This window comes from Dermacoccus abyssi (assembly GCF_003515945.1).
Taxonomy (GTDB): Bacteria; Actinomycetota; Actinomycetes; order Actinomycetales; family Dermatophilaceae; genus Dermacoccus; species Dermacoccus abyssi.
In genome coordinates, this window is sequence record NZ_QWLM01000007.1 from 67113 (window position 1) to 88326 (window position 21214).

Here is a 21214-nt window from a genome sequence, read left to right on the forward strand (position 1 = left end):
CGCTATCCGAGCGTCAGGCGACGGTCGTCGGGTTGATCTCTTCGCCGGCGGCCCGCTTGGCCTCGGCGTAGGCGGCGACGTTGGCGCTGATCCGCTTGCGCATCACGGTGGAGACGAAGACGCCGAACGCGAGGGCCACGATGAGGCCGACGAACGAGAAGTTGTGCATCCATTTCTCCGCGACCTTGCCGAGGAAGTGAACCCCGTAGGCCAGACCGCCGGCCCACGCGAAAGCGCCCGTGACATTGGCCAGGAGAAAGCGCGGGTAGTTCATGCGCAGGGACCCCGCGAGCGGGCCCGCGAAGATGCGGAGCAGTGCCACGAACCGGCCGAAGAACACGGCCCACACGCCGTGGCGGTGGAACGCGTGCTTGGCGTAGCCGATCGTCTCGTCGTTGACGTGGTGCGGGAAGCGTTCGCCGAGCCAGCCGAACAGGCGATCGCCGAAGTGGCGGCCCACGAAGTAGCCGATCGAGTCACCCACCGCAGCGCCGACGATGGCGGCGGCGGCCACGCCGTGAATGCTGATGCGCGGCTCCGGCCCCGACGCGAGAAGGGACGCAGTGACGAGCATGATCTCGCCGGGCAGGGGGATGCCGATGCTCTCCACGAGAATGATGAGGCCGGTCAGGGCATAGACGGCCTGAGCCGGTACCGCATCGAGGAGGGCATTGAAATCCACCCCTCCAGGGTAGGCGCCTTTTTCGGCAGTTTTGACCGTCATGACGCCGATGAGACGTGTCGTCGCCCACCTTGCGTGCAGCCCCCGCACGGCCTCTCGCGGGGAGGGCCGACGTTGTCGGTGCTCACTCCTAGACTGGGCACCATCATGAGTGGGCTTTTCGACGACCTTCCCCTGCCCGGTTTCGACGCCGGAAGCAACGGCGACGCGCGCCGGGCGAACCGCGCGGAACGCACGCCGAAGGGCGCGCAGACCTCTGCGGCCGACGATTCAGGAGTGCCGCTGTGGGCCCTCGAAGAGCCCTCGGCCGACGGCGACGTCCCGCCGGAGGAGTCCGACGCGCCGATGCTCGGGCGCGGTTCGCACTGGGGGCGCCCCGACACCTCAGCCGGGCCCGATTTCCGCGCGAACCCCGCGAGCCTGCTCGAGGGCATGAACCCGCAGCAGGCGCAGGCCGTCAAGCACTTCGGTTCGCCGCTGCTCATCGTGGCCGGTGCCGGTTCGGGCAAGACGCGGGTGCTCACCCACCGCATCGCCTACCTCATGGCCGAACGAGGAGCCCAGCCCGGGCAGATCCTCGCCATCACCTTCACGAACAAGGCCGCGGCCGAGATGCGTGAACGCGTCGAGCAGCTCGTCGGGCGCGCCGCGAACGCCATGTGGGTGAGCACGTTCCACTCGGCGTGCGTGCGCATCCTGCGCCGCGAGGCCAAGCACGTGGGCCTCAAGTCGACGTTCTCCATCTACGACGCCGCCGACAGCCAGCGCCTCATGGCGATGGTCACCCGCGATCTCGACCTCGACCCGAAGCGTTACCCGCCCAAGTCCTTCAGCTTCCAGGTGAGCAACCTCAAGAACGAGCTCATCGACGCCGAGGAGGCCGCGCGTCGCGCCGAGACCGACCAGGAACGCAAGGTCGCCGACGCCTACCGGCTTTACCAGCAGCGCCTCACGGCCGCGAACGCGCTCGACTTCGACGACATCATCATGACGACGGTGACGATCCTGCAGGCGTTCCCGCAGGTGGCCGAGTACTACCGGCGCCGCTTCCGCCACATCCTCGTCGACGAGTACCAGGACACGAACCACGCGCAGTACGTGCTCGTGCGTGAACTCGCCGGGGGTGAGAAGGCGTCGGGTGGCATCGAATCCGTCGACGCCGAGGGCGACTCGCGCGCGGCTGAGGGCGTGCCGATGGCCGACCTGTGCGTCGTCGGTGACGCCGACCAGTCGATCTATGCATTCCGCGGCGCGACGATCCGCAACATCGTCGAGTTCGAGGAGGACTACCCGAACGCCACGACGATCCTGCTCGAGCAGAACTACCGCTCGACTCAGAACATCCTCGGTGCGGCGAACGCCGTCATCGAGCGCAACCCGGAGCGGCGCAAGAAGAACCTGTGGTCCGATCAGGGCGCGGGGGAGAAGGTTGTCGGCTACGTCGCCGACAGCGAGCACGACGAGGCGGCCTTCGTCGCCCGCACCATCGACTCGTTGGGGGACAGCCGCGGCGTCAAGCCCAAGGACGTGGCCGTCTTCTACCGCACGAACGCTCAGTCACGCGCGCTTGAAGAGGTGTTCGTGCGCGTGGGCCTGCCGTACAAGGTCGTCGGCGGCACGCGCTTCTACGAGCGCAAGGAGATCAAGGATGCGCTCGCCTACCTGCGCGTCATCTCCAACCCGGCCGACACGGTCAACCTGCGTCGCATCGTGAACACCCCGAAGCGTGGCATCGGCGACCGGGCGCAGGCGAGCATCGGGGCGCTGGCCGAAAGGGAACGCATCACGTACATCCAGGCGCTCGCCCGCCCGGACGACGCACCGGGCATCGCCACGCGAAGCGTGAGCGCGATCCGCGGGTTCACCGAGTTGCTCGAGGGCCTGCGCGTTGTGCGCGAGAGCGGCAGCGGGGTCGGCCCGCTCATCGAGGCGATCCTCGAACGCACCGGCTACCTCAAGGAGCTGCGCGAGAGCCGCGATCCGCAGGACGAGACGCGCATCGAGAACCTCGCCGAACTCGTCGCCGTCGCGAACGAGTTCGACGACAACTACCCGGGAGCCACCCTTGAGGACTTCCTCGAGCAGGTCTCCCTCGTCGCCGACACCGACGAGATTCCCGAGGACGGTGAGGACCAGGGCGTCGTCACGCTCATGACGTTGCACACGGCCAAGGGCCTCGAGTTCCCCGTCGTCTTCCTCACCGGCATGGAGGACGGCACGTTTCCGCACATGCGGGCGCTCGGCGACACCAAGGAGCTCGAGGAGGAGCGGCGCCTCGCCTACGTCGGTCTGACGCGCGCTCGGCAGCGGCTCTACCTTTCGCGTGCTGCGGTGCGTTCGGCCTGGGGTGCGCCGCAGTACAACCCCCCGTCGCGCTTCCTCGGCGAGATCCCCGACGACCTGCTGCACTGGGAGCGCGAGGGCACGACGTTCGCCACGGGTCCGCGCGGCTACGGTTCCGGCTACGGCGGGGGCTCGCGGCGTGACGACGATGACGGCCCCGTCATCGGCCGCGGCACCGCTCCCGTCGCGCGCCTGTCGAGTGGCGGACGCGCAGGCTCGTTCTCGGCGAACAAGAACTCGGCCGTGGGCCGTGGCAACCGCGCCATCCCGAACCTCGATGCCGGCGACAAGGTGACGCACGACAGCTTCGGCCTCGGCACGGTCATCCGCGTCGAGGGTCAGGGTGATCGCGCGATGGCCCACATCGACTTCGGCGACGGCCCACCCAAGCGCCTCCTGTTGCGCTACGCGCCGGTGACGAAGCTCTGAAGCACCGCCGTGGGTGGCTCACCTTCGGCGCGGCCGCGGTGCCCGCCACACCCAGGCCTCGGTTAATAGCGCCTAACTGAATTTTCCGCTGTGGTGCGCGTTACAGTTCGAACAACGAGCGAAGGGAGCCCACCATGTCCGAGAACACGCAAGGTGCCACCGAGCGGTTGCGCATCGTCGTCGCCAAGCCGGGCCTCGACGGCCATGACCGTGGCGCCAAGGTCATTGCCCGTGCCCTGCGTGACGCGGGCATGGAGGTCATCTACACGGGCCTGCACCAGACGCCCGAGCAGATCGTCACCGCCGCCGTGCAGGAGGACGCCGACGCAATCGGCATGTCCGTTCTCTCCGGCGCTCACATGACGCAGTTCCGCAAGGTGACCGAGTTGCTCAAGGAGCAGGGCGTCGACGACATCGTCGTCTTCGGTGGCGGCATCATCCCGGAGGAGGACATCCCGCCGCTCAAGGAGATGGGTGTCGCGCAGATCTTCACTCCGGGTGCCCCGACGACCACGGTCGTCGACTGGGTGCGGGCCAACGTCGGTCAGCCTGCGGCATCAGTCTGACTCCCGGCACGATGCCGGGACGCCCCCGGTTACGACGGGCGTCGAAAGCGCGTTAAAGTCACAGAGGAACACCCCATATTCAACGATGAGGATGGATTCGCGTGGATCTCTTCGAGTACCAGGCGCGCGACATGTTCGAGGCGCACGGCGTTCCGGTGCTGGCCGGCCAGACGGCCACCACTCCGGAAGAAGCCAAGGCAGCCGCCGAGCAGATCGGTGCGAAGTCGGGCGGCGTCACCGTCGTCAAGGCGCAGGTCAAGACCGGTGGCCGAGGCAAGGCCGGCGGCGTCAAGGTCGCCAAGAGCGCTGACGAGGCCGAGCAGCACGCCAGGGCGATTCTCGGCATGGACATCAAGGGCCACACGGTCGGCACCGTGATGATCGCCCAGGGCGCCAAGATCGCCGAGGAGTACTACTTCTCGATCCTGCTCGACCGAGCCAACCGCAGCTACCTCGCCATGTGCTCCAAGGAGGGCGGCATGGAGATCGAGCAGCTCGCCGTGGAGCGTCCCGAGGCTCTGGCACGCATCGAGGTCGACCCCAACGTCGGCATCGACGAGGCCAAGGCCAAGGAGATCGTCGAGGCCGCGAAGTTCGACGCCGAGACCGGCGCCAAGATCGTCCCCGTGCTGCAGAAGCTGTGGGAGGTCTACCGCGACGAGGACGCAACCCTCGTCGAGGTCAACCCGCTCGTGAAGACCGAGGACGGCGACATCGTCGCCCTCGACGGCAAGGTGACGCTCGACGCGAACGCCAGCTTCCGTCACCCCGACCACGAGGCTCTCGAGGACAAGGCCGCGGCCGACCCGCTGGAGGCCAAGGCCAAGGCGCTCGACCTCAACTACGTGAAGCTCGACGGCAACGTCGGCATCATCGGCAACGGTGCCGGCCTTGTCATGAGCACGCTCGACGTCGTCGCCTACGCCGGTGAGGACTTCACCGGCGGCAAGGCCAAGCCCGCCAACTTCCTCGACATCGGTGGCGGCGCCTCGGCCGAGGTCATGGCCAACGGTCTCGACGTCATCCTGAACGACGAGCAGGTCAAGAGCGTCTTCGTCAACGTCTTCGGTGGCATCACGGCGTGCGACGCCGTCGCCAACGGCATCGTCGGCGCCCTGAAGAAGCTGGGCGACGCGGCGACGAAGCCGCTCGTCGTGCGCCTCGACGGCAACAACGTCGAAGAGGGCCGCAAGATCCTCGCCGACTTCAACCACCCGCTCGTGACGGTCGTGGACACCATGGACGGCGCAGCACGCAAGGCTGCCGAGCTGGCCGCGGCCAACTGAAAGGGATCAGACTTCCATGTCGATTTTTCTCAACGCTGACTCCAAGGTCATCGTCCAGGGCATGACCGGCTCGGAGGGCATGAAGCACACCACGCGCATGCTCGCCTCCGGCACCGACATCGTCGGCGGTGTCAACCCGAAGAAGGCCGGCCAGACGGTCGACTTCGACGTGAACGGTGAGTCGAAGTCCGTGCCCGTCTTCGGCTCCGTCAAGGACGCCATGGCCGAGACCGGCGCCAACGTCTCCGTGATCTTCGTTCCGCCGGCCTTCGCCAAGAGCGCCGCGGTCGAGGCCATCGAGGCCGAGATGCCGCTCGCCGTCGTCATCACCGAGGGCATCCCGGTGAAGGACTCGGCCGAGTTCTACAACCTGAGCAAGGGCACGAAGACGCGCCTGCTCGGCCCGAACTGCCCCGGCATCATCAGCCCCGGACAGTCGAACGCCGGCATCATCCCGGCGAACATCGCCGGCCCGGGCCGCATCGGCCTCGTCTCGAAGTCGGGCACGCTGACGTACCAGATGATGTACGAACTGCGTGACTTCGGCTTCTCGACGGCCATCGGCATCGGCGGTGACCCGGTCATCGGCACCACGCACATCGACGCGCTCGAGGCGTTCCAGAACGACCCCGACACCGACGCCATCGTCATGATCGGTGAGATCGGTGGCGACGCCGAGGAGCGTGCCGCGGCCTACATCAAGGAGAACGTGACGAAGCCGGTCGTCGGTTACGTCGCGGGCTTCACGGCCCCCGAGGGCAAGACGATGGGCCACGCCGGTGCCATCGTGTCCGGCTCGTCGGGTACCGCGTCCGCCAAGAAGGAGGCCCTCGAGGCCGCCGGCGTCAAGGTCGGCAAGACGCCGTCCGAGACGGCTGCTCTCATGACGGAGATCATGAACAACCTCTCCAAGTGACGCACTGAATCACCGACGCCCGGCCGTCGTCCCGCAGGGGACGGCGGCCGGGCGTTGTCGTGTCCGAGCGCGAAGAACGTCCACATTCCGGCTGCTCGGACACGAATTGAGAACATTGATCACCGGCGGAACCGAACGAGCCTTCTTCGCGTCTCAGGTGCATTTAGTTTTGTCCTGAGATCCCGAGCGATGGCGCCCGGGCGGGGGAGGAGAAGTCATGAAGGTCTCACGTTCCGCAATGCTCGCGGCCGCTGCCGCGGTGGTGCTGTCCGCTTCGGCTTGCACCAGCGTTGAAGGCGGGTCGGGCGCATCGTCCAACTCGTCATCGTCATCGAGCGAGGCAGCGCCGCAGTCGAGTGAATCCTCGAGCGAACAGACACAGGCGAGTTCGTCCACTACCGAATCGAGTTCCCAGAGCGAGCCGAGCGAATCCAGCTCGTCGAGCGAGTCGAGTTCCGAAGACCCCGGTTCGGGTTCCGAGGGGCAGTCGGGCCTCGTGCGGGCGAAGGTCGGCGAGGAGGCCAAGACGGGCGACATGACGGTCAAGATCAGCAAGGTCGTCGACCCGGTTCCCGTCTCCTCCGACAGCTTCATGAAGCCCGACGCGGGCAAGCGTTGGGTGGCCGTCAACATGAGCGTGACGAACACGTCGTCGAAGCCGCTCAACTTCTCGACCTTGTTCTGCGTCGACGCGAAGACCGATCAGAACCAGACGGCTGACGACTCGCTCTTCTCCGACTACGGCACCAAGTTCAACTCGAGTGCTCTGCAGAAGGGTGACACCGCCGTCGGTGACATCACGTTCGAGGTGCCGACCGGTCAGAAGCTCAAGCAGGTCGACGTCAAGTGCTCGTTCAGTTCGCTGCAAGGCGACCAGCGCGCCATCCGCATCGATGTGAGCAAGTGAGCGCACACCATCCTCAATTTTTCGACAGCACCGTTCGGGCGTGAGTCCGAAATTCACTCAGAACAGGGAGAAGAGCACATGACCAAGTTGATGACGCGCAAGCTGAGCGTCGCCGCAATCGCAGGCACGATGGCTCTCGGCATGAGCGCCTGCACGCAGGTCGAAGGTTCCGGTGGTACCAGCTCGAGTTCCTCGTCCAGCTCCTCGAGCGAGGCGGCCCCGAGCGAGGACAGCCCGAGCAGCTCGAAATCGCCCGAGTCGTCGGAGTCCTCGTCGCCGAGTGAGGAGCCCAGCAGCTCGTCGTCGAGCCCGAGCTCCTCGGAGTCGAACGACGACTCCGGCGGCGACGACTCGTCGGGCCCCAAGGTCGGCAAGGTCGGCCAGGAGGTCAAGACCGACAAGATGTCGATCAAGGTCAGCAAGGTCACGGACGACGTGAAGTCCTCCAGCGACTACCAGAAGCCCGCGGCGGGCAAGCACTGGGTGGCCATCAACATCTCGGCAACCAACCTCGACGACGACGAGCTGCGCTTCAGCAGCAGCTGTGTCAAGGTGCGCCTGAGCGACAACACGAGCCCGAGCGACAAGTACGTCGACTACGGTTCGCGTCTCGGCTACGGCTCGCTCTACAAGGGTGACACCACGACCGGTGACCTCGTGTACGAAGTCTCGCCCGGCCAGAAGATCAAGACGATCGACGTCGACTGCAGCTACGGCGACGACCGTCCGGTTCGCATCCAGGCCAACTGACGCCCGAGCGGTGTCTTGCCCCGAGCGGGCCGGTGAGAGTGTCTGGCCGGCCCGCTCGCGTGTGTCCACGGCGTGGCAGCGTGAGGCTCCCAGGCGGGCCTGAGAGGATGACGGGCGAGATGACTTCACGACGCCCCGATCCCGCCGAACGTCCCTCCTCGAACCGTCCACGACCCCCGCGTCCGAGTGACGGCCGAGGTGGGTCCGGTGCGCGTCCGCAGCGCGCAGCGCAGGGCAGCCAGACCAGCAGGGGCGCGTCGCGTCCGGAGCTCGACCGAGGACGCAACGCGTCGAACCGCGGTGTGAAACCCCCTCGTGACGCGCAGAACCCTCGCGTTTCCCGGCGGCCCGGCCCCGGACGGCCGACGAGCGGCAAGGACGCCCGGCCCGAGGGACGCCCGCACGTGCCCCTCGCGTTCGGCTACGGAGCGCTCTCGGCCATCGGTGTCGTCATCGCGCTCATGGTGCCGGTCTTCGCAGCGTGGACGATCGATTCGCAGTCGAGTTCGTCGTGGAACGACACGCTCGGCGTGACGATCGACCTGTGGGCCCTCGCGCACCGCGGACACGTCAACGTCGACGGCACGAGCGTCGTCTTCAGCCCCCTTGTCCTCACCTTTATCTGCGTTCTGGCAGCTCGCTTCGGCGCTCGCGCGGCGTTCCCCGACGAGCGCCTGCACGCGCGCGACCTGCGCCTCATCCTGCTCGCGTTCATCGGCGGTTACGTCGCTGCGGCTCAGGTGCTCGCCGTCGTTGCCTCGTTGGGTGCGAGCCACATCAGCTGGTGGTCCCTCCTGCTCGGACCGTTCGTCGTCGCGGCTGCCGGCGTGGCATGGACGGCCTGGCACGAGCGGGAGCACTCACCTGAGCTGAAGGCTCTCGACGATCTCGTCCTCGACGCCACACCGCTGTTGCTGCAGCGTTCGATCCGGTCCGGTCTACGCGGCCTGCGCTGGCTTGCCCTCGCCTCGCTCGTTCTCGTCGTCGCGCTCGTCGCCTGGCACGGCGGACGCGTCTGGACCGTCCACCAACAGCTGAACCCCGGTCTCGTCGGAGGCATCCTCCTCGTCGCGGCGCAGCTTCTGGCTCTGCCCAACCTCATGGCCCTCGGCGCCGGATGGTTCACCGGCTCGTCGGTGCACGTCGGTGCTGTCTCGATCGGGCACGGCGCGATGACGCCGGGCACTCTGCCGATGATTCCGGTGCTCGGCGCACTGCCGGACGGGGTCGGGCCCTGGACGTGGATCTTCCTCCTCGTTCCGATCGCAGTGGGCGGCTGGATCGGCTGGGACGCCGTCGGCGCGCTGACGCGACTGTCGAGCCTGCGCGCGAAATGCACGGTGGCTCTGTGCGCCGCTGCGCTCGCCACGCTCGTCATGTGGCTCGTGTGGTGGTTCGCAACGGCCCGTGTCTCGACCGGGCTTCTCGACTATGTCGGCCCCGGGTGGAACGCATGGGTGCTGCTGCCCGTCCTTTTCGTGCCGCCGGCCGTCGGGGTGGCCGGCGTGCGGCACTGGATGCTCAACCACACCCACTGAAGAACCCGCTGAGGTCGGGAGTAATCCCAGGCCCTCGCTCGTTGGGAGAGACGTGAACGACACTCCGAAGGCGCCCGTCGGTACGCGCAACAGCATGCTGTCGCTGCGCTACCTCATCCTCGGCTTCGCCCTGTCGTGGCTGCCCATGCCCGGCACGGCGCTTGCGGTGATCCCGCTCGTCGCGTCGTTCTACTACGGGGTGCGCTTCATCCAGGACCTCAAGAAGTCCGGCCAGAACAAGGCCGTTGCGCCCAACATGATCGGGCTCGGTCTCACGGCACTGCTCATCGCCATGGTCGTCGCCCCGCTCGTTCAGTACGAGCGCACGATGGATTACCAGAAGTGCCTCTGGGGTGCGAACACCAACCAGGCGCGCGAGGCCTGCGAGAACCAGCACGACCAGCACCCGGGCACCGTCCAGCGCTTCTTCCTCGACTGACCACCCCCACCCCCGATGTTGAGCGGGCGCCGCGGCACCGGTCCCGCGATACCCAGGAAACATCGGCGTCACAGGAGCCCCGCGTCGCGCAGCCGATGTTCGATCTGCGCGAAGAACGGATCCGGATCGGTGCGCAGCGCCACCACGGGAATGCGCAGCACGGCGTCACCGCCCAGGGTGAGGTAGTTCTGACGCAGGGCGTCCTGAGTCGGGTTGTCGCCCACGAAGTGGTGCATGCCGTCAATCTCGACGGTGAGCTTCGCAGCCTCCCAGCGCACGTCGAGGTAGTACGAGCCGTTCGGGTGACGTCGTCGAACCTGACGATCCGGCACCGGTAGACCGCGTCTGCGGCACAGCTGAACGAAATCGATCTCACCAATCGACTCGGACCCGGTGGTTATGTCCCCGAGAAGTTCGCGAATCAGTTTGCGGCGGTGCAGTTTGGGGAGGCATTCGAGGGCCTGCCAGTAGTCGTCTGCTCGGGCGAGTCGCTGCTGCACCGTCATGGCGAGCACCGTCGCAGCCTCCCGATCCGTTCGCGCGATGGCGGCGGCGCGCAACGACGCCCATGCGGGATGAGAGTGGGGAATCGGTGTCTGCGACAGCCGGGGTGGCCGGAACAGGAACATCCCTCGCGTGCCGGGCGGGAAGGACGTGCGCTGACCGTAGTGAGGCAGCGCCACGATGATCTGCTGCGCGCTCCAGCCTCGCAAACCGTGGAGAATCAGGGCACTCGAGGCCTCGGCCCAGGCCGGCCCCTGAGTTTCGAAGACGGCGACAGCGATGGGAGAGCGTTCAGGGCACCAAGCGTTTGTCGGCGGGCGAAAGGTGTTGTCACCCAACTGCATCCAACGTCCGGCGCGGACATGTGTGCGTACGTCCTCCCGTGTCACGCCGATTTGCCTAAGACGCGCGCGGTTCACAACGCCGTAGCTCGACTCTGCCAGCGCCACGGCTCGCTCATGGGTCTGCTTCCAACGGGGAGTCATGCTTCCAGCCTGCGTGCCGGCGGTGAGGATGCTCCCGATGAATGTGGGCCTGTGGAAAACCTCGCCGATGTTGCCTGGGTATCCGGGTACAGATGCCGCTGCGACCGCTCAACATCGGGGGATAGGGTGGGGGCGTGAGCGAGCAGTCGAAGCCCCTGCAGGTCGTCGTTCTCGTCTCCGGAAGCGGCTCGTTGCTGCAGGCTCTCATCGACGACGGCGCCCACGGCAAGGTGTACGAGATCGTCGCGGTCGGTGCCGATCGGGAGTGCACCGGCCTCGAGCGCGCCACCCTCGCCGGCATCCCCACCTTCACCGTCGAGACGCGGCACTTCCCCGAGCGCAGCCAGTGGGACGCGGCGCTCGCCGACGCCATCGAGCGCGCGTTCAGCGATGCCGACGACGACCTCGACCTCGCAGCGCTCACCGGCGGTGACGTCGCGGCTCGTCAGCTCGTCGTCTCGGCTGGGTTCATGAAGATCCTCGGCGCGCAGACTCTCTCGCGCCACACCGTCATCAACACCCACCCGGCGCTGCTGCCGAGTTTCCCCGGGGCGCACGGCGTCCGGGACGCGCTCGCGCACGGCGTCAAGGTCACCGGTACGACGTGCCACGTCGTCGACGCCGGTGTCGACACAGGCCCCATCATCGATCAGCGCGTCGTCGACGTACGCGCCGACGATGACGAGGAATCGCTCCACGAACGCATCAAGGTCGAGGAGCGCACCATGCTCGTGGACGTGGTCCGCGGGTTCGCACGAGGTTGGTCCATCAACGGCAGGACGGTTTCGATCAATGAGTGACGGCATGCGCCCTATTCGGCGGGCTCTCGTCTCGGTGTACGACAAGCAGGGGCTCGAGGAGCTCGCCCGCGGCCTGCACGAGGCCGGGGTGGAGATCGTCTCGACGGGCGGTTCGAGCAAGCTCATCGCGGGTCTCGGCATCCCCGTCACGGCGGTCGAGGAGCTCACGGGCTTCCCCGAGTGCCTCGAGGGTCGCGTCAAGACGCTGCACCCGAAGGTGCACGCCGGCATCCTTGCCGACTCGCGCAAGAGCGATCACATGAAGCAGCTCGAGGACCTCGGTGTCGAGCAGTTCGACCTCGTCGTCGTGAACCTCTACCCGTTCAGTGAGACGGTCGCCTCGGGCGCGAGCATCGACGAGTGCGTCGAGCAGATCGACATCGGCGGCCCGACGATGGTGCGCGCGGCCGCGAAGAATCACCCGACGGTGGCCATCGTCACCGACCCGACGTCGTACGCCGACGTGCTCGACGCCGTGCGCGGGGGCGGCTTCACACTGCAGCAGCGCACCGCGCTGGCGCGTGACGCCTTCGTCCACACCGCGTCCTACGACGTCGCAGTCGCCACCTGGATGGGGGCGAACCTCGTCGGCTCGAACGACGCCACCACCGGCGACACCTTCCCCGACTGGACGGGTTCGACGTACACCAAGGCCGCGAGCCTGCGTTACGGCGAGAACCCGCACCAGGCGGCGGCCCTCTACACGTCGGCCGACGCGAGCGGCCTCGCCCAGGGCGAGCAGCTGCACGGCAAGGAGATGTCGTACAACAACTACGTCGACGCCGACGCCGCCTACCGCGCCGCGTACGACCACGGTGACGTGCCGACGGTCGCCATCATCAAGCACGCCAACCCGTGCGGCATCGCCGTCGGCGCTCCCGACGAGGACATCGCCGCCGTGCACCAGCGCGCCCACGAGTGCGACTCGACGAGCGCGTTCGGCGGCATCATCGCGACCAACCGCCCGGTGACGAAGGCCATGGCGGACACGGTGAAGGACATCTTCACCGAGGTCGTCGTCGCGCCCTCCTTCGACGACGACGCTCTCGAGGTGCTCACGGCGAAGAAGAACCTGCGCCTCGTCACGGTGCCCGCGCCGGGCGCCGGCGGCTTCGAGATGCGCCCGATCAGCGGCGGTCTGCTCGTGCAGGAGCGCGACATGATCGACGCCGAGGGCGAGGACAAGAACGGCGGCACGACGGGTGACGACCCGCAGCGCTGGCAGCTCGTCGCGGGGGAGGCCGCGGACGAGGACACGATGCGTGATCTCGCCTTCGCGTGGCGTGCCGTGCGCGCAGTGAAGTCGAACGCGATCCTGCTCGCCAAGGACGGCGCGTCCGTCGGTATCGGCATGGGCCAGGTCAACCGCGTCGACTCGTGCAACCTCGCCGTGACGCGTGCGGGCGCCGAACGCGCTCGTGGCTCCGTTGCCTCGTCGGACGCGTTCTTCCCCTTCGCCGACGGCCTGCAGATCCTGCTCGACGCCGGCGTCAAGGCCGTTGTCGCGCCCGGTGGTTCGATCCGTGACGCCGAGGTCATCGAGGCTGCGCAGAAGGCCGGCGTCACCCTGTACTTCACCGGTACGCGTCATTTCGCCCACTGATCGCGGCCCGGCGAGTGCCGGATGGCGTGTTTGGTGGGGGATCATCGCGACGTCGGCGCCATCTCCAGCCAAACACGCCATGTCCATAGGGGTGACGCGATGACGCGTGAACGACGTGCGTCCTCGGAGGCGCTCGCGCTCGCCGCGGCGTTCGTCGGTGGTGCCTGCCTGTCGCTCCAGGCTCGCTTCAACGGGACGCTCGGCGAACCTCTGTCGGAGCCGCTCGTCGCTGCCATCTGGAGTTTCGGCTCGGGTCTCGCACTGCTCGTGCTGGCGCTCGCGGTGCCGAGTTTGCGCCAAGGCGCCACACGACTCGTCCTGTCGATCCGGGCCGGACGTCTGCGCTGGTGGGAGTGCCTTGGCGGCGTCCTGGGTGGCGCGTTCGTCGCCGTGCAGACGAGCGCGGTCGCGCTTCTCGGTGTTGCCGTCTTCATCGTGGCGAGCGTCGGCGGTCGTGCGCTCGGCGGGTTGCTCGCCGATCACGTCGGTGCCGGCCCCAAGGGGCGCACGCCGATCACCCCCGCTCGCGCGCTCGCCGGAGCGTTCGCCGTCGTCGGGGTCGGCATCACGGTGAGCGGCCAGCACGTCCCGGGTGGCATCGCGATCCTGCCGGCCCTCGCCGTCATCATCGCGGGCGTCATGACGCAGTTCCAGCAGGGTCTCAACGGGCGCGTCAGTGCGCGGGCAGGTAGTTCGTACGCGACGACGCTGCAGAACTTCCTCGTCGGCGTGATCGCTCTCGTGGTGTTCGCCGGTGCGCGCGTGCTCCTCGGCTTCACGCAGTGGCAGTGGCCGCACGACGCTCCCTGGTGGGCGTGGCTCGGTGCGCCGCTGGGCATCGCGTTCATCGGGTTGTCGGCGTGGGCGACGGAGCACATCAGCGTGCTCGTGCTCGGGCTCATGGGCATCATGGGGCAGCTCGTCGCGGCGCTCGTCATCGACCTGCTCGACCCGGTGGCGCGCGAAGGTGTCGATGTGCGCACCGTCGTCGGCATGGTCGTCACCGCTGCGGCGGCAGCGGTGGCGGCACGCTCCGGTGGCCGACGGGCTACTTCAGACGCGCGTTCGTGAGCTCGGCGAGGCGCTTGTAGCCCGCGTCGTTGGGGTGCAGGCCGTCAGGGCTGATCCACTCAGGGTGACCGGTGAGCGGGAAGTCGAGATCCAGCCACGTCGCACCTGAGCTGCGCACCACGGGTGCGGCGGCATCGCGCAGCCGTACGAGGTCGGGTGGGGGAGAACTTGCCGGTCCGATCGGTGCGATGATGACGACGCGCGCCTCGGGGACGTGCTTCGTCACCGCCGCGAGCGTCTCGCGCAGGCCCTCGACGATGGTCGCCGTCGGCACGCCGCGGGCGACGTCGTTCCATCCGCCGGAGATGATGACCGTGCCCGGCTTCGACGCTGCGGCTCGTGCGACCTGGGAAAGGTAGTGCTGCGTCGGACGCCCCACGTCGTAGCCCATGCCAGGCACGGCGACGTTGATCTCGTTCCACCCGCGCTCAGCGCTCAGGACGGTGGTCCATCGCTTGTCCGGTGAGCTCGCCTCCGAGCCGGCGGAGTAGCTGTCGCCGACGAAGGCCACCACGGGGCGTCCGCTCAGGCTGGGTGAGGGCGCGTCGGCGACCGGGGCTGACGAACGGCGGTCGACGACGAGGAACAACGCCACGACGAGCACCCCGACGACGAGTGCCACGAGCGCGGGAACGCGCCACGCCACTCGCCGCTCGGCACGCTCCTGTCATACGACGACCGTACGCGTGAGCCCAGGTCGATCACGAGCGTCCCGTCACACCCCGGTGTGAGCGCCGACCGCGCGCCCGGGGTGTCTGGCAGGATTGGGGCCATGACTGCGACGACGCTCGACGGCAAGGCCACCCTCGCGACGATCAAGGAAGAGCTGCGCGAGCGCATCGCTGCGTTGAAGGCGCGCGGCATCACGCCGGGCCTCGGCACGGTGCTCGTCGGCGATGACCCAGGCTCGCAGTGGTACGTCAACGCCAAGCACAAGGACTGCGCGGAGGTCGGCATCACCTCGATCCGCAAGGATCTGCCGGCCACCGCGACACAGGCCGAGGTCGAGGCCGTCATCGACGAGCTCAACGACGACGAGAACTGCACGGGCTTCCTCATCCAGCAGCCGACGGGTCTCGACGAGGTCGCGCTGCTCTCACGCGTCAAGCCGCAGAAGGACGTCGACGGTCTGCACCCGGTCAACCTCGGCAAGCTCGTGCTCGGCGAGGAGGCGCCGCTGCCGTGCACGCCGATGGGCGTCATCGAACTGCTGCGCCGTTACGACGTGCCGCTGAACGGCGCGGAGGTCGTCGTCGTCGGGCGTGGGCTGACGGTGGGGCGCCCGCTCGGTCTCATCCTCACACGTCGCAGCGAGAACGCGACGGCCATCCTGTGCCACACCGGCACGAAGGATCTTGCAGCTCACACGAAGAACGCGGACGTCATCGTCGCCGCCGCCGGTGTGCCAGGGCTCATCACGAAGGACATGGTCAAGCAGGGTGCCGCAGTGCTCGACGTCGGAGTCAGCCGCGTCGACGGCAAGGTGGCCGGTGACATCGCACCGGACGTCGCGCAGGTCGCCGGATTCATGTCGCCGAACCCCGGCGGCGTCGGCCCGATGACGCGTGCGCTGCTGCTGACGAACGTCGTGCAGGCCGCCGAGCGTGAGGCCGAGGCTCGGGGTCGGTGAGTCACTTCAAGCTCGGCGTCCCGTGGCTCGTCGTCGTGTTGCCGGTCGCGTTGGGCCTCGCCGTCGTCTTCGGCGGGCATGTGCGCGTCGGAGGCATCCTCATGGCCGTGGGTCCGCTGCTGGGGGCGATCATGCGCGCCGTCTTCCCCGAGCGTGTCGTGCCCGATCTCAAGGTGCGTTCGAGGGGCACGGACGTCGCGTTGTACGCGCTCGGTGCGATCGTCACCTTCGTCGCCTTCACGGGCGTCAAGCTCGGTTAGGTCGCAACTGTTGACACCTCCCTCGGACGTCGAGGTGAGCGTCATCATCCCCGTCCGTGGGTCGAGCGTGAGCCTGGCTGTGCAGCTGAGCGTGCTCGCCGTGCAGCTCGACGCGCCGCCGTTCGTCCTCGTCCTTGTCGACAACGGGCGCAACGGCGACCTGCGTGGGGCCTGTCTCCGTCGTGTCAGGGACGGTGGGTGCTGCGGCCCCTCAGGGAAGCGGCGCGTGGTCACGGCATCGTCGGCCCGCTTGCGGACGCGGTGGGGCGCCTGTTCGAACTCGTCGTCGGGCGCGTGTGGTTCAGGTCGCATCGTCGACGGCGGCCGACGCCGTCAGCCGTCGTACCCGAGATGCCGAAGCGCACCGACGAGTGCGTGAGCGCGCCGTCCGGTGAACGCGCGTCGAACAACGACGCAGTGACGGGTGCCGCGCGCGGCAAATGAGCGTCGCAGCAGGGGGCGGCACCCTAGAATATGCGGCATGGGTTTGAAGATCTCGGTGATCGGCACGGGCTATCTGGGTGCGGTGCATGCGGCGTGCATGGCTGAGTTGGGTCATGACGTGGTGGGTGTCGACACGGATGTGTTGAAGATCGAGGCGTTGGCGGCGGGGCGTAGTCCGATCTTCGAGCCGGGGTTGCCGGAGTTGTTGGCGAGTGCGCAGGCGTCGGGTCGGTTGCGGTGGTCGACGGACATCGCTGATGTGGCGGATGCTGATGTGCATTTCGTGTGTGTGGGGACGCCGCAGAAGCCGGGGGAGTATGCGGCGAACACGGATTATGTGTTCGGTGCGTTCGCGTCGTTGGCGCCGCACATGAAGGCGGGGTCGCTGGCGGTGGGCAAGTCGACGGTGCCGGTGGGGACGGTGCCGCGCGTGCTGGAGGTGCTGCAGGCCGGCGTGTGTGACGGGGTGGATGCGCGTCTGATCTGGAATCCGGAGTTCTTGCGTGAGGGATTCGCGGTGAAGGACACGTTGACGCCGGATCGGTTCGTGTACGGCGTGGAGGGGGCGTTCGCGGATGCGAATGTCGCGCGTCTGGATGAGGTGTATGCGCGGGCATTGGCGGCGGGTACGCCGCGGTTGGTGACGAATTTCGCGACGGCTGAGTTGGTCAAGGTGAGCGCGAATGCGTTCCTCGCGACGAAGATCTCGTTCATCAATGCGATGGCTGAGGTGTGTGAGGCGAGCGGCGGTGATGTCGTCGCGCTCGCGGATGCGATCGGGCATGACGAGCGCATCGGCCGCAAGTTCTTGGGTGCGGGTGTCGGGTTCGGTGGGGGGTGCTTACCGAAGGACATTCGTGCGTTCATGGCACGTGGTGAGGAGCTCGGCCTGGCGGAGTCGGTGGAGTTCTTGCGGACGGTGGATGCGACGAACGTGCGTCGTCGTTCGCGGGTGGTGGAGCTCGTGCGTGACGAGTTGGGTGAGGACGTCGTGGGGGCGCCGGTGGCGGTGTTGGGGGCGGCGTTCAAGCCGAATTCGGACGATATTCGGGATAGTCCGGCGTTGGACGTGGCTGAGCGTCTGGTGGCGTTGGGTGTGGATGTGCGGGTGCATGATCCGGAGGCACTGGCTGTGGCGCGGGCTCAGCGTCCGGGGCCGGGTTATGTCGACACGGTTGATGAGGCGTTGGTGGGGGCGCGGGTGGTCGTGTTGTTGACGGAGTGGCAGGTGTACCGCGATCTCGACCCGGCCGATGTTGCTGAGCAGGTCGCGGGTCGTGTGCTCATCGATGGGCGGAATGCGTTGGATCGGCAGCGGTGGGCTGAGGCGGGTTTCACCGTCCACGCCCTCGGCCGCCCGACGATCGCCCCCGCAAGCTGACCTATTCCCCGCGTCCAGATGCACGCGGGTGCACTTGGACGCAGGGTTTCGGGCTGGGCGCGGTTGCGGTCGGTGGGTTCGACACGACCATCAGGCCTTGAAACGATGAGCACATGCGAGTGATCACGGCGAACGTCAACGGCATCAGGGCAGCGCAGCGTCGCGGGGGGCTGGAGTGGTTGGCGCAGCAGGAGCCGGACGTCGTCGCGATGCAGGAGGTGCGCGCGTCGGCGAAGCAGTTCGCGACCGCACTCGACGGTTCGGCTCTCGCCGAGTACGAACTCGCGCACGCCGAGTCGGCCGCTGCGGGCCGTGAGGGCGTCGCCATCCTGACGAAGCATGCGCTCGCGTCGTCGAGCTGCGTCATCGACGGCTTCGACGAGTTCGGCCGCTGGGTGGAGGCTGACGTCGTCGTCGACGGGCGCAGCGTCACGATCGCGAGCGTCTACGTGCACACCGGCGAGGCGGGCACCGACAAGCAGACTGCGAAGTACGCCTTCCTCGACGCGCTGGAGGCGCGGATGGCGCAGCTCGTCGATCGTCCGGCGCTCGTCATGGGCGATTTCAACGTCGCGCACACGGTGAACGACCTCAAGAACTGGAAGGGGAACCGTGGCAAGGCCGGGTTTCTCGAGGACGAGCAGGCGTACCTGACGCGGCTCACCCAGGACGGCTGGGTCGACGTCGTGCGCGCCAATCACGGCGACGTGCCGGGCCCGTACTCGTGGTGGTCGTGGCGCGGAAAGGCGTTCGACAACGACTCCGGGTGGCGCATCGACTACCAGTTCGCGAGCCCGACGCTCGCCGCTGTCGCCCGCGAACCGTGGATCGGGCGCGCCGCAGCCTACGATCAGCGGTGGAGCGACCACGCGGCGGTCGTCGTCGACTACGACCTGGCCGCGCTCGAGAGGACGGGGGAGTGACGTGAGCGAACCGCGCGACGCCGCGTCGTCGGGCGAACCGGCCCAGGCTGACGAGGCCGTCGAGCCCGTCACGCCCGGGCAGTGGGGCACGTTCCGCACGCGCGCCGATCAGCGACGGCTCGCGCAGGTGCAGGCCGCGAAGCGCGAGCGTGAGGCAGCGCGAGCCCGCCCGGACGTTTCGCTCAGCCTCGATGCTGGGCCGGCGCCGGTTCGCCCTCAGCAGGCGGGCCATGAGGTTGACAGCCTGGCCACTGGGGATGATCGCGAGACCTTCACCATCCTCGTCGTGTGCACGGGAAACGTCTGTCGCTCACCGTATTTCGAGCGTGTGCTGGCTGCCGACCTGGCGGGCCTGCCGGTACGCGTCGAGGGCGCCGGGACGGGCGCGTTGCTCATCGAGAGGATGTCATCGGGGACGCAGGTTCTCCTGCGTGAGCGCGGCCTCGACGGCGCGCGCTATCGTCCGCGTCAGGTGGCGCCCGCGCTCGTGCGCGAGGCGGACCTCGTGCTGGCAGCGTCGCGCGAGCATCGGCGCGTCCTCGTCGAAGAGACGCCGACGGCGGCGTCGCGCATCTTCGCGTTGCTCGACTTCGCCGACGTCTGCGCCGAGGCGCCCCTACCCCGAACCCAGGGCGTCGACGGGCTGCGCGAGTTCGTCGCCAAATCGCCGGCGGGTAGCGTCGAGCGTCACAGCACTCGATTGGATGCCCAGGCGGAGATTCTCGACCCGTTCCGTCAGGGCCCGGAGGTCTTTGCGAGGATGGCGGCGCAGGTCGATCCGGCGCTCGCGACCGTGGCGGCGGCCGTTCGTCGCATCATGGGTTGAACGATTCGGCACGACAGTGAGGATGATCAGATGAGCAACCACCACGCAGTGGAGTGCTGGCTGACGGACATGGATGGCGTTCTCGTGCATGAGGAGCGCGCCATTCCGGGGGCTTCGGAGTTCTTGCAAGCGTTGCAGGAGACGGGGCGTCGCTTCCTCGTGCTCACGAACAACTCGATCTACACGCCGCGCGATCTGCGCGCGCGGTTGCTCGCGTCGGGCATCGACGTGCCGGAGGAGGCGATCTGGACGTCGGCGCTCGCGACGGCGCAGTTCCTCGCCGATCAGCGCGCCGGTGGCAGCGCGTACGTCGTCGGTGAGGCGGGGCTGACGACGGCGCTCTACAACGTCGGCTACACGATGACGGAGCGCGAGCCCGACTACGTCGTGCTGGGGGAGACGCGCACGTATTCGTTCACGGCGATCACGCGCGCGATCCGTCTCATCGAGGGTGGGGCGCGGTTCATCGCGACGAACCCGGACGTCACTGGCCCGAGCACGGAGGGGCCGTTGCCGGCGACGGGGTCGATCGCGGCGCTCATCACGGCGGCGACGGGCGTCAAGCCGTACTACGTCGGCAAGCCGAATCCGCTCATGATGCGCAGTGCGCTGAACCGTATCGACGCGCACTCGGAGTCGACGGTGATGATCGGTGATCGTCTCGACACGGACGTGCGCAGCGGCCTCGAGGCGGGGTTGCGCAGCATCCTCGTGCTGACGGGCTCGACGAAGCCCGATCAGGTCGATCGGTACCCATTCGTGCCGACGCGCATCTGCGATTCGATCGCCGACGTCGTTCCGCTCGTGCACGAGCTGGCGCCGCACCCCGACGATGACGTCACGGGGTACGGCTCGCACGACGATGCCGTATGACCCCATTCGCCGAGACGTACCTCGGACGCTTACGAGCCCTCGTGGGGTCTCAGCTCATCCTGATGCCTGGCGCCCAGGTGGTTCTGCTTGATGCGGGTAGCCACGTTCTGATGCAGCGACGCGCCGATTCAGGCCAGTGGGAGTTTCCGTCCGGTTCAGCCGAGCGTGGGCAATCTTTCGCCGACATCGCGATCACAGAACTGGCCGAGGAGGCCGGGGTACTCGTGCGCGAGGACGAGCTCGAGCCCTTTGCCTGCCTCTCCGATCCGAAGGTCACGCATCTTCGTTACTCCAATGGCGACCAGGTGCAGGCGTTCGCCTTGTGCTTTGTTGTGCGCGTAGCACAGCGTCCGCCGGCCTGGGGCGCGGACGGTGAAGCCGCAGAGCACACGTGGTGGCCGCTGGCCGGCCTCCCCACCTCTCTTGACCGGACTGCAGGGGCAACAGCAGCGCACCTGCGCGCATATCTGCGCAGCGGCTCTTTCCAAGTGGGGTAGGAGTACCCCGAGACGGCCGCCGGGGTAGGTGCTGACACAGGCGTTCGGGCTGCAATGCCTT

Annotated in this window: 22 protein-coding genes; 19 read left to right on the top strand and 3 right to left on the bottom strand. The window is 67.8% G+C overall.

The features are described from left to right. Positions 1 to 13: 13 nt before the first annotated feature. Entirely contained in the window at positions 14 to 682 is a 669-nt protein-coding gene (locus D1832_RS07645; protein WP_118913332.1) for a DedA family protein, read from the bottom strand. A 147-nt stretch (positions 683 to 829) separates the two neighbouring features. Here D1832_RS07645 and pcrA point away from each other — a divergent pair, with 147 nt between their 5' ends. The 8 genes from pcrA (at position 830) to D1832_RS07685 (ending at position 9856) form a co-directional block, all read left to right on the top strand. Next, positions 830 to 3454: a DNA helicase PcrA gene (pcrA, locus tag D1832_RS07650; protein WP_118913333.1), complete on the top strand. Its 2625-nt coding sequence runs from the start codon at positions 830 to 832 to the stop codon at positions 3452 to 3454. Positions 3455 to 3588: 134 nt separating this feature from the next. Next, a complete protein-coding gene (locus tag D1832_RS07655; RefSeq protein ID WP_118913334.1) occupies positions 3589 to 4020 on the top strand; it encodes a cobalamin B12-binding domain-containing protein in 432 nt (143 codons plus the stop codon). Between the two features lie 101 nt (positions 4021 to 4121). Continuing rightward, positions 4122 to 5306 (top strand): ADP-forming succinate--CoA ligase subunit beta, encoded by a 1185-nt coding sequence (gene sucC / locus D1832_RS07660; protein WP_118913335.1) that lies wholly within the window; start codon positions 4122 to 4124, stop codon positions 5304 to 5306. Between the two features lie 16 nt (positions 5307 to 5322). Beyond that, positions 5323 to 6222 (top strand): succinate--CoA ligase subunit alpha, encoded by a 900-nt coding sequence (sucD, locus tag D1832_RS07665; protein ID WP_118913336.1) that lies wholly within the window; start codon positions 5323 to 5325, stop codon positions 6220 to 6222. Positions 6223 to 6439: 217 nt separating this feature from the next. Further along, on the top strand, positions 6440 to 7129 hold the full coding sequence (locus D1832_RS07670) for a DUF4352 domain-containing protein (RefSeq protein ID WP_147362638.1): 690 nt from the start codon (positions 6440 to 6442) through the stop codon (positions 7127 to 7129). Between the two features lie 78 nt (positions 7130 to 7207). Further along, a complete protein-coding gene (locus tag D1832_RS07675; RefSeq protein WP_118913338.1) occupies positions 7208 to 7879 on the top strand; it encodes a DUF4352 domain-containing protein in 672 nt (223 codons plus the stop codon). 302 nt (positions 7880 to 8181) lie between these two features. After that, positions 8182 to 9417 (top strand): cell division protein PerM, encoded by a 1236-nt coding sequence (locus D1832_RS07680; protein WP_147362639.1) that lies wholly within the window; start codon positions 8182 to 8184, stop codon positions 9415 to 9417. 52 nt (positions 9418 to 9469) lie between these two features. Beyond that, positions 9470 to 9856, top strand: coding sequence for a hypothetical protein (locus D1832_RS07685; protein WP_118913340.1), 387 nt, complete (start codon positions 9470 to 9472; stop codon positions 9854 to 9856). A 68-nt stretch (positions 9857 to 9924) separates the two neighbouring features. Here D1832_RS07685 and D1832_RS07690 read toward each other — a convergent pair whose 3' ends face one another. Then, positions 9925 to 10569 (bottom strand): endonuclease domain-containing protein, encoded by a 645-nt coding sequence (locus tag D1832_RS07690; protein ID WP_182434710.1) that lies wholly within the window; start codon positions 10567 to 10569, stop codon positions 9925 to 9927. A 410-nt stretch (positions 10570 to 10979) separates the two neighbouring features. Here D1832_RS07690 and purN point away from each other — a divergent pair, with 410 nt between their 5' ends. The 3 genes from purN to D1832_RS07705 all read left to right on the top strand — a co-directional run bounded on the left by purN (position 10980) and on the right by D1832_RS07705 (position 14319). Further along, a complete protein-coding gene (gene purN, locus D1832_RS07695) occupies positions 10980 to 11645 on the top strand; it encodes a phosphoribosylglycinamide formyltransferase (RefSeq protein WP_241510919.1) in 666 nt (221 codons plus the stop codon). Further along, positions 11638 to 13248, top strand: a complete 1611-nt coding sequence (gene purH, locus D1832_RS07700) for a bifunctional phosphoribosylaminoimidazolecarboxamide formyltransferase/IMP cyclohydrolase (RefSeq protein ID WP_118913342.1) — start codon at positions 11638 to 11640, stop codon at positions 13246 to 13248. Before purN ends, purH begins: the two co-directional genes overlap by 8 nt. 99 nt (positions 13249 to 13347) lie before the next feature. Next, positions 13348 to 14319: a DMT family transporter gene (locus D1832_RS07705; RefSeq protein WP_182434711.1), complete on the top strand. Its 972-nt coding sequence runs from the start codon at positions 13348 to 13350 to the stop codon at positions 14317 to 14319. Here D1832_RS07705 and D1832_RS07710 read toward each other — a convergent pair. After that, positions 14297 to 14965 (bottom strand): SGNH/GDSL hydrolase family protein, encoded by a 669-nt coding sequence (locus tag D1832_RS07710; RefSeq protein ID WP_118913344.1) that lies wholly within the window; start codon positions 14963 to 14965, stop codon positions 14297 to 14299. The genes D1832_RS07705 and D1832_RS07710 overlap by 23 nt on opposite strands. Before the next feature lie 126 nt (positions 14966 to 15091). On the opposite strand from D1832_RS07710, the gene D1832_RS07715 reads away from it, so the two are divergent. From D1832_RS07715 to D1832_RS07750, 8 genes are all read left to right on the top strand, one after another. Further along, positions 15092 to 15949: a bifunctional methylenetetrahydrofolate dehydrogenase/methenyltetrahydrofolate cyclohydrolase gene (locus D1832_RS07715; protein WP_118913345.1), complete on the top strand. Its 858-nt coding sequence runs from the start codon at positions 15092 to 15094 to the stop codon at positions 15947 to 15949. Next, on the top strand, positions 15946 to 16209 hold the full coding sequence (locus D1832_RS07720; protein WP_038569071.1) for a DUF3017 domain-containing protein: 264 nt from the start codon (positions 15946 to 15948) through the stop codon (positions 16207 to 16209). The genes D1832_RS07715 and D1832_RS07720 overlap by 4 nt, the downstream gene beginning before the upstream one ends. Before the next feature lie 198 nt (positions 16210 to 16407). Next, entirely contained in the window at positions 16408 to 16653 is a 246-nt protein-coding gene (locus tag D1832_RS07725; protein WP_118913346.1) for a hypothetical protein, read from the top strand. A 37-nt stretch (positions 16654 to 16690) separates the two neighbouring features. Beyond that, positions 16691 to 18034 carry a UDP-glucose dehydrogenase family protein gene (locus D1832_RS07730; RefSeq protein WP_118913347.1) on the top strand — a complete coding sequence of 448 codons (1344 nt, stop codon included), beginning with the start codon at positions 16691 to 16693 and terminating at the stop codon, positions 18032 to 18034. 113 nt (positions 18035 to 18147) lie between these two features. After that, positions 18148 to 18957 (top strand): exodeoxyribonuclease III, encoded by an 810-nt coding sequence (locus tag D1832_RS07735; RefSeq protein ID WP_118913348.1) that lies wholly within the window; start codon positions 18148 to 18150, stop codon positions 18955 to 18957. 1 nt (position 18958) lies between these two features. Then, positions 18959 to 19783 carry an arsenate reductase/protein-tyrosine-phosphatase family protein gene (locus D1832_RS07740; RefSeq protein WP_182434712.1) on the top strand — a complete coding sequence of 275 codons (825 nt, stop codon included), beginning with the start codon at positions 18959 to 18961 and terminating at the stop codon, positions 19781 to 19783. A 30-nt stretch (positions 19784 to 19813) separates the two neighbouring features. Next, positions 19814 to 20656 (top strand): HAD-IIA family hydrolase, encoded by an 843-nt coding sequence (locus D1832_RS07745; RefSeq protein WP_118913350.1) that lies wholly within the window; start codon positions 19814 to 19816, stop codon positions 20654 to 20656. Between the two features lie 62 nt (positions 20657 to 20718). Beyond that, entirely contained in the window at positions 20719 to 21153 is a 435-nt protein-coding gene (locus tag D1832_RS07750) for an NUDIX domain-containing protein (RefSeq protein WP_206609368.1), read from the top strand. The last annotated feature ends 61 nt before the right edge of the window (positions 21154 to 21214 follow it).

Bases quoted from the DNA above. Each gene is read 5' to 3' on its own strand.
- D1832_RS07715 (WP_118913345.1), top strand. From the start codon at position 15,092: ATGACTGCGACGACGCTCGACGGCAAGGCCACCCTCGCGACGATCAAG.
- D1832_RS07675 (WP_118913338.1), top strand. From the start codon at position 7,208: ATGACCAAGTTGATGACGCGCAAGCTGAGCGTCGCCGCAATCGCAGGC.
- D1832_RS07730 (WP_118913347.1), top strand. From the start codon at position 16,691: ATGGGTTTGAAGATCTCGGTGATCGGCACGGGCTATCTGGGTGCGGTG.
- D1832_RS07750 (WP_206609368.1), top strand. From the start codon at position 20,719: ATGCCTGGCGCCCAGGTGGTTCTGCTTGATGCGGGTAGCCACGTTCTG.
- D1832_RS07705 (WP_182434711.1), top strand. From the start codon at position 13,348: ATGACGCGTGAACGACGTGCGTCCTCGGAGGCGCTCGCGCTCGCCGCG.
- D1832_RS07745 (WP_118913350.1), top strand. From the start codon at position 19,814: ATGAGCAACCACCACGCAGTGGAGTGCTGGCTGACGGACATGGATGGC.
- purH (WP_118913342.1), top strand. From the start codon at position 11,638: ATGAGTGACGGCATGCGCCCTATTCGGCGGGCTCTCGTCTCGGTGTAC.
- D1832_RS07735 (WP_118913348.1), top strand. From the start codon at position 18,148: ATGCGAGTGATCACGGCGAACGTCAACGGCATCAGGGCAGCGCAGCGT.
- sucD (WP_118913336.1), top strand. From the start codon at position 5,323: ATGTCGATTTTTCTCAACGCTGACTCCAAGGTCATCGTCCAGGGCATG.
- D1832_RS07655 (WP_118913334.1), top strand. From the start codon at position 3,589: ATGTCCGAGAACACGCAAGGTGCCACCGAGCGGTTGCGCATCGTCGTC.
- D1832_RS07670 (WP_147362638.1), top strand. From the start codon at position 6,440: ATGAAGGTCTCACGTTCCGCAATGCTCGCGGCCGCTGCCGCGGTGGTG.
- pcrA (WP_118913333.1), top strand. From the start codon at position 830: ATGAGTGGGCTTTTCGACGACCTTCCCCTGCCCGGTTTCGACGCCGGA.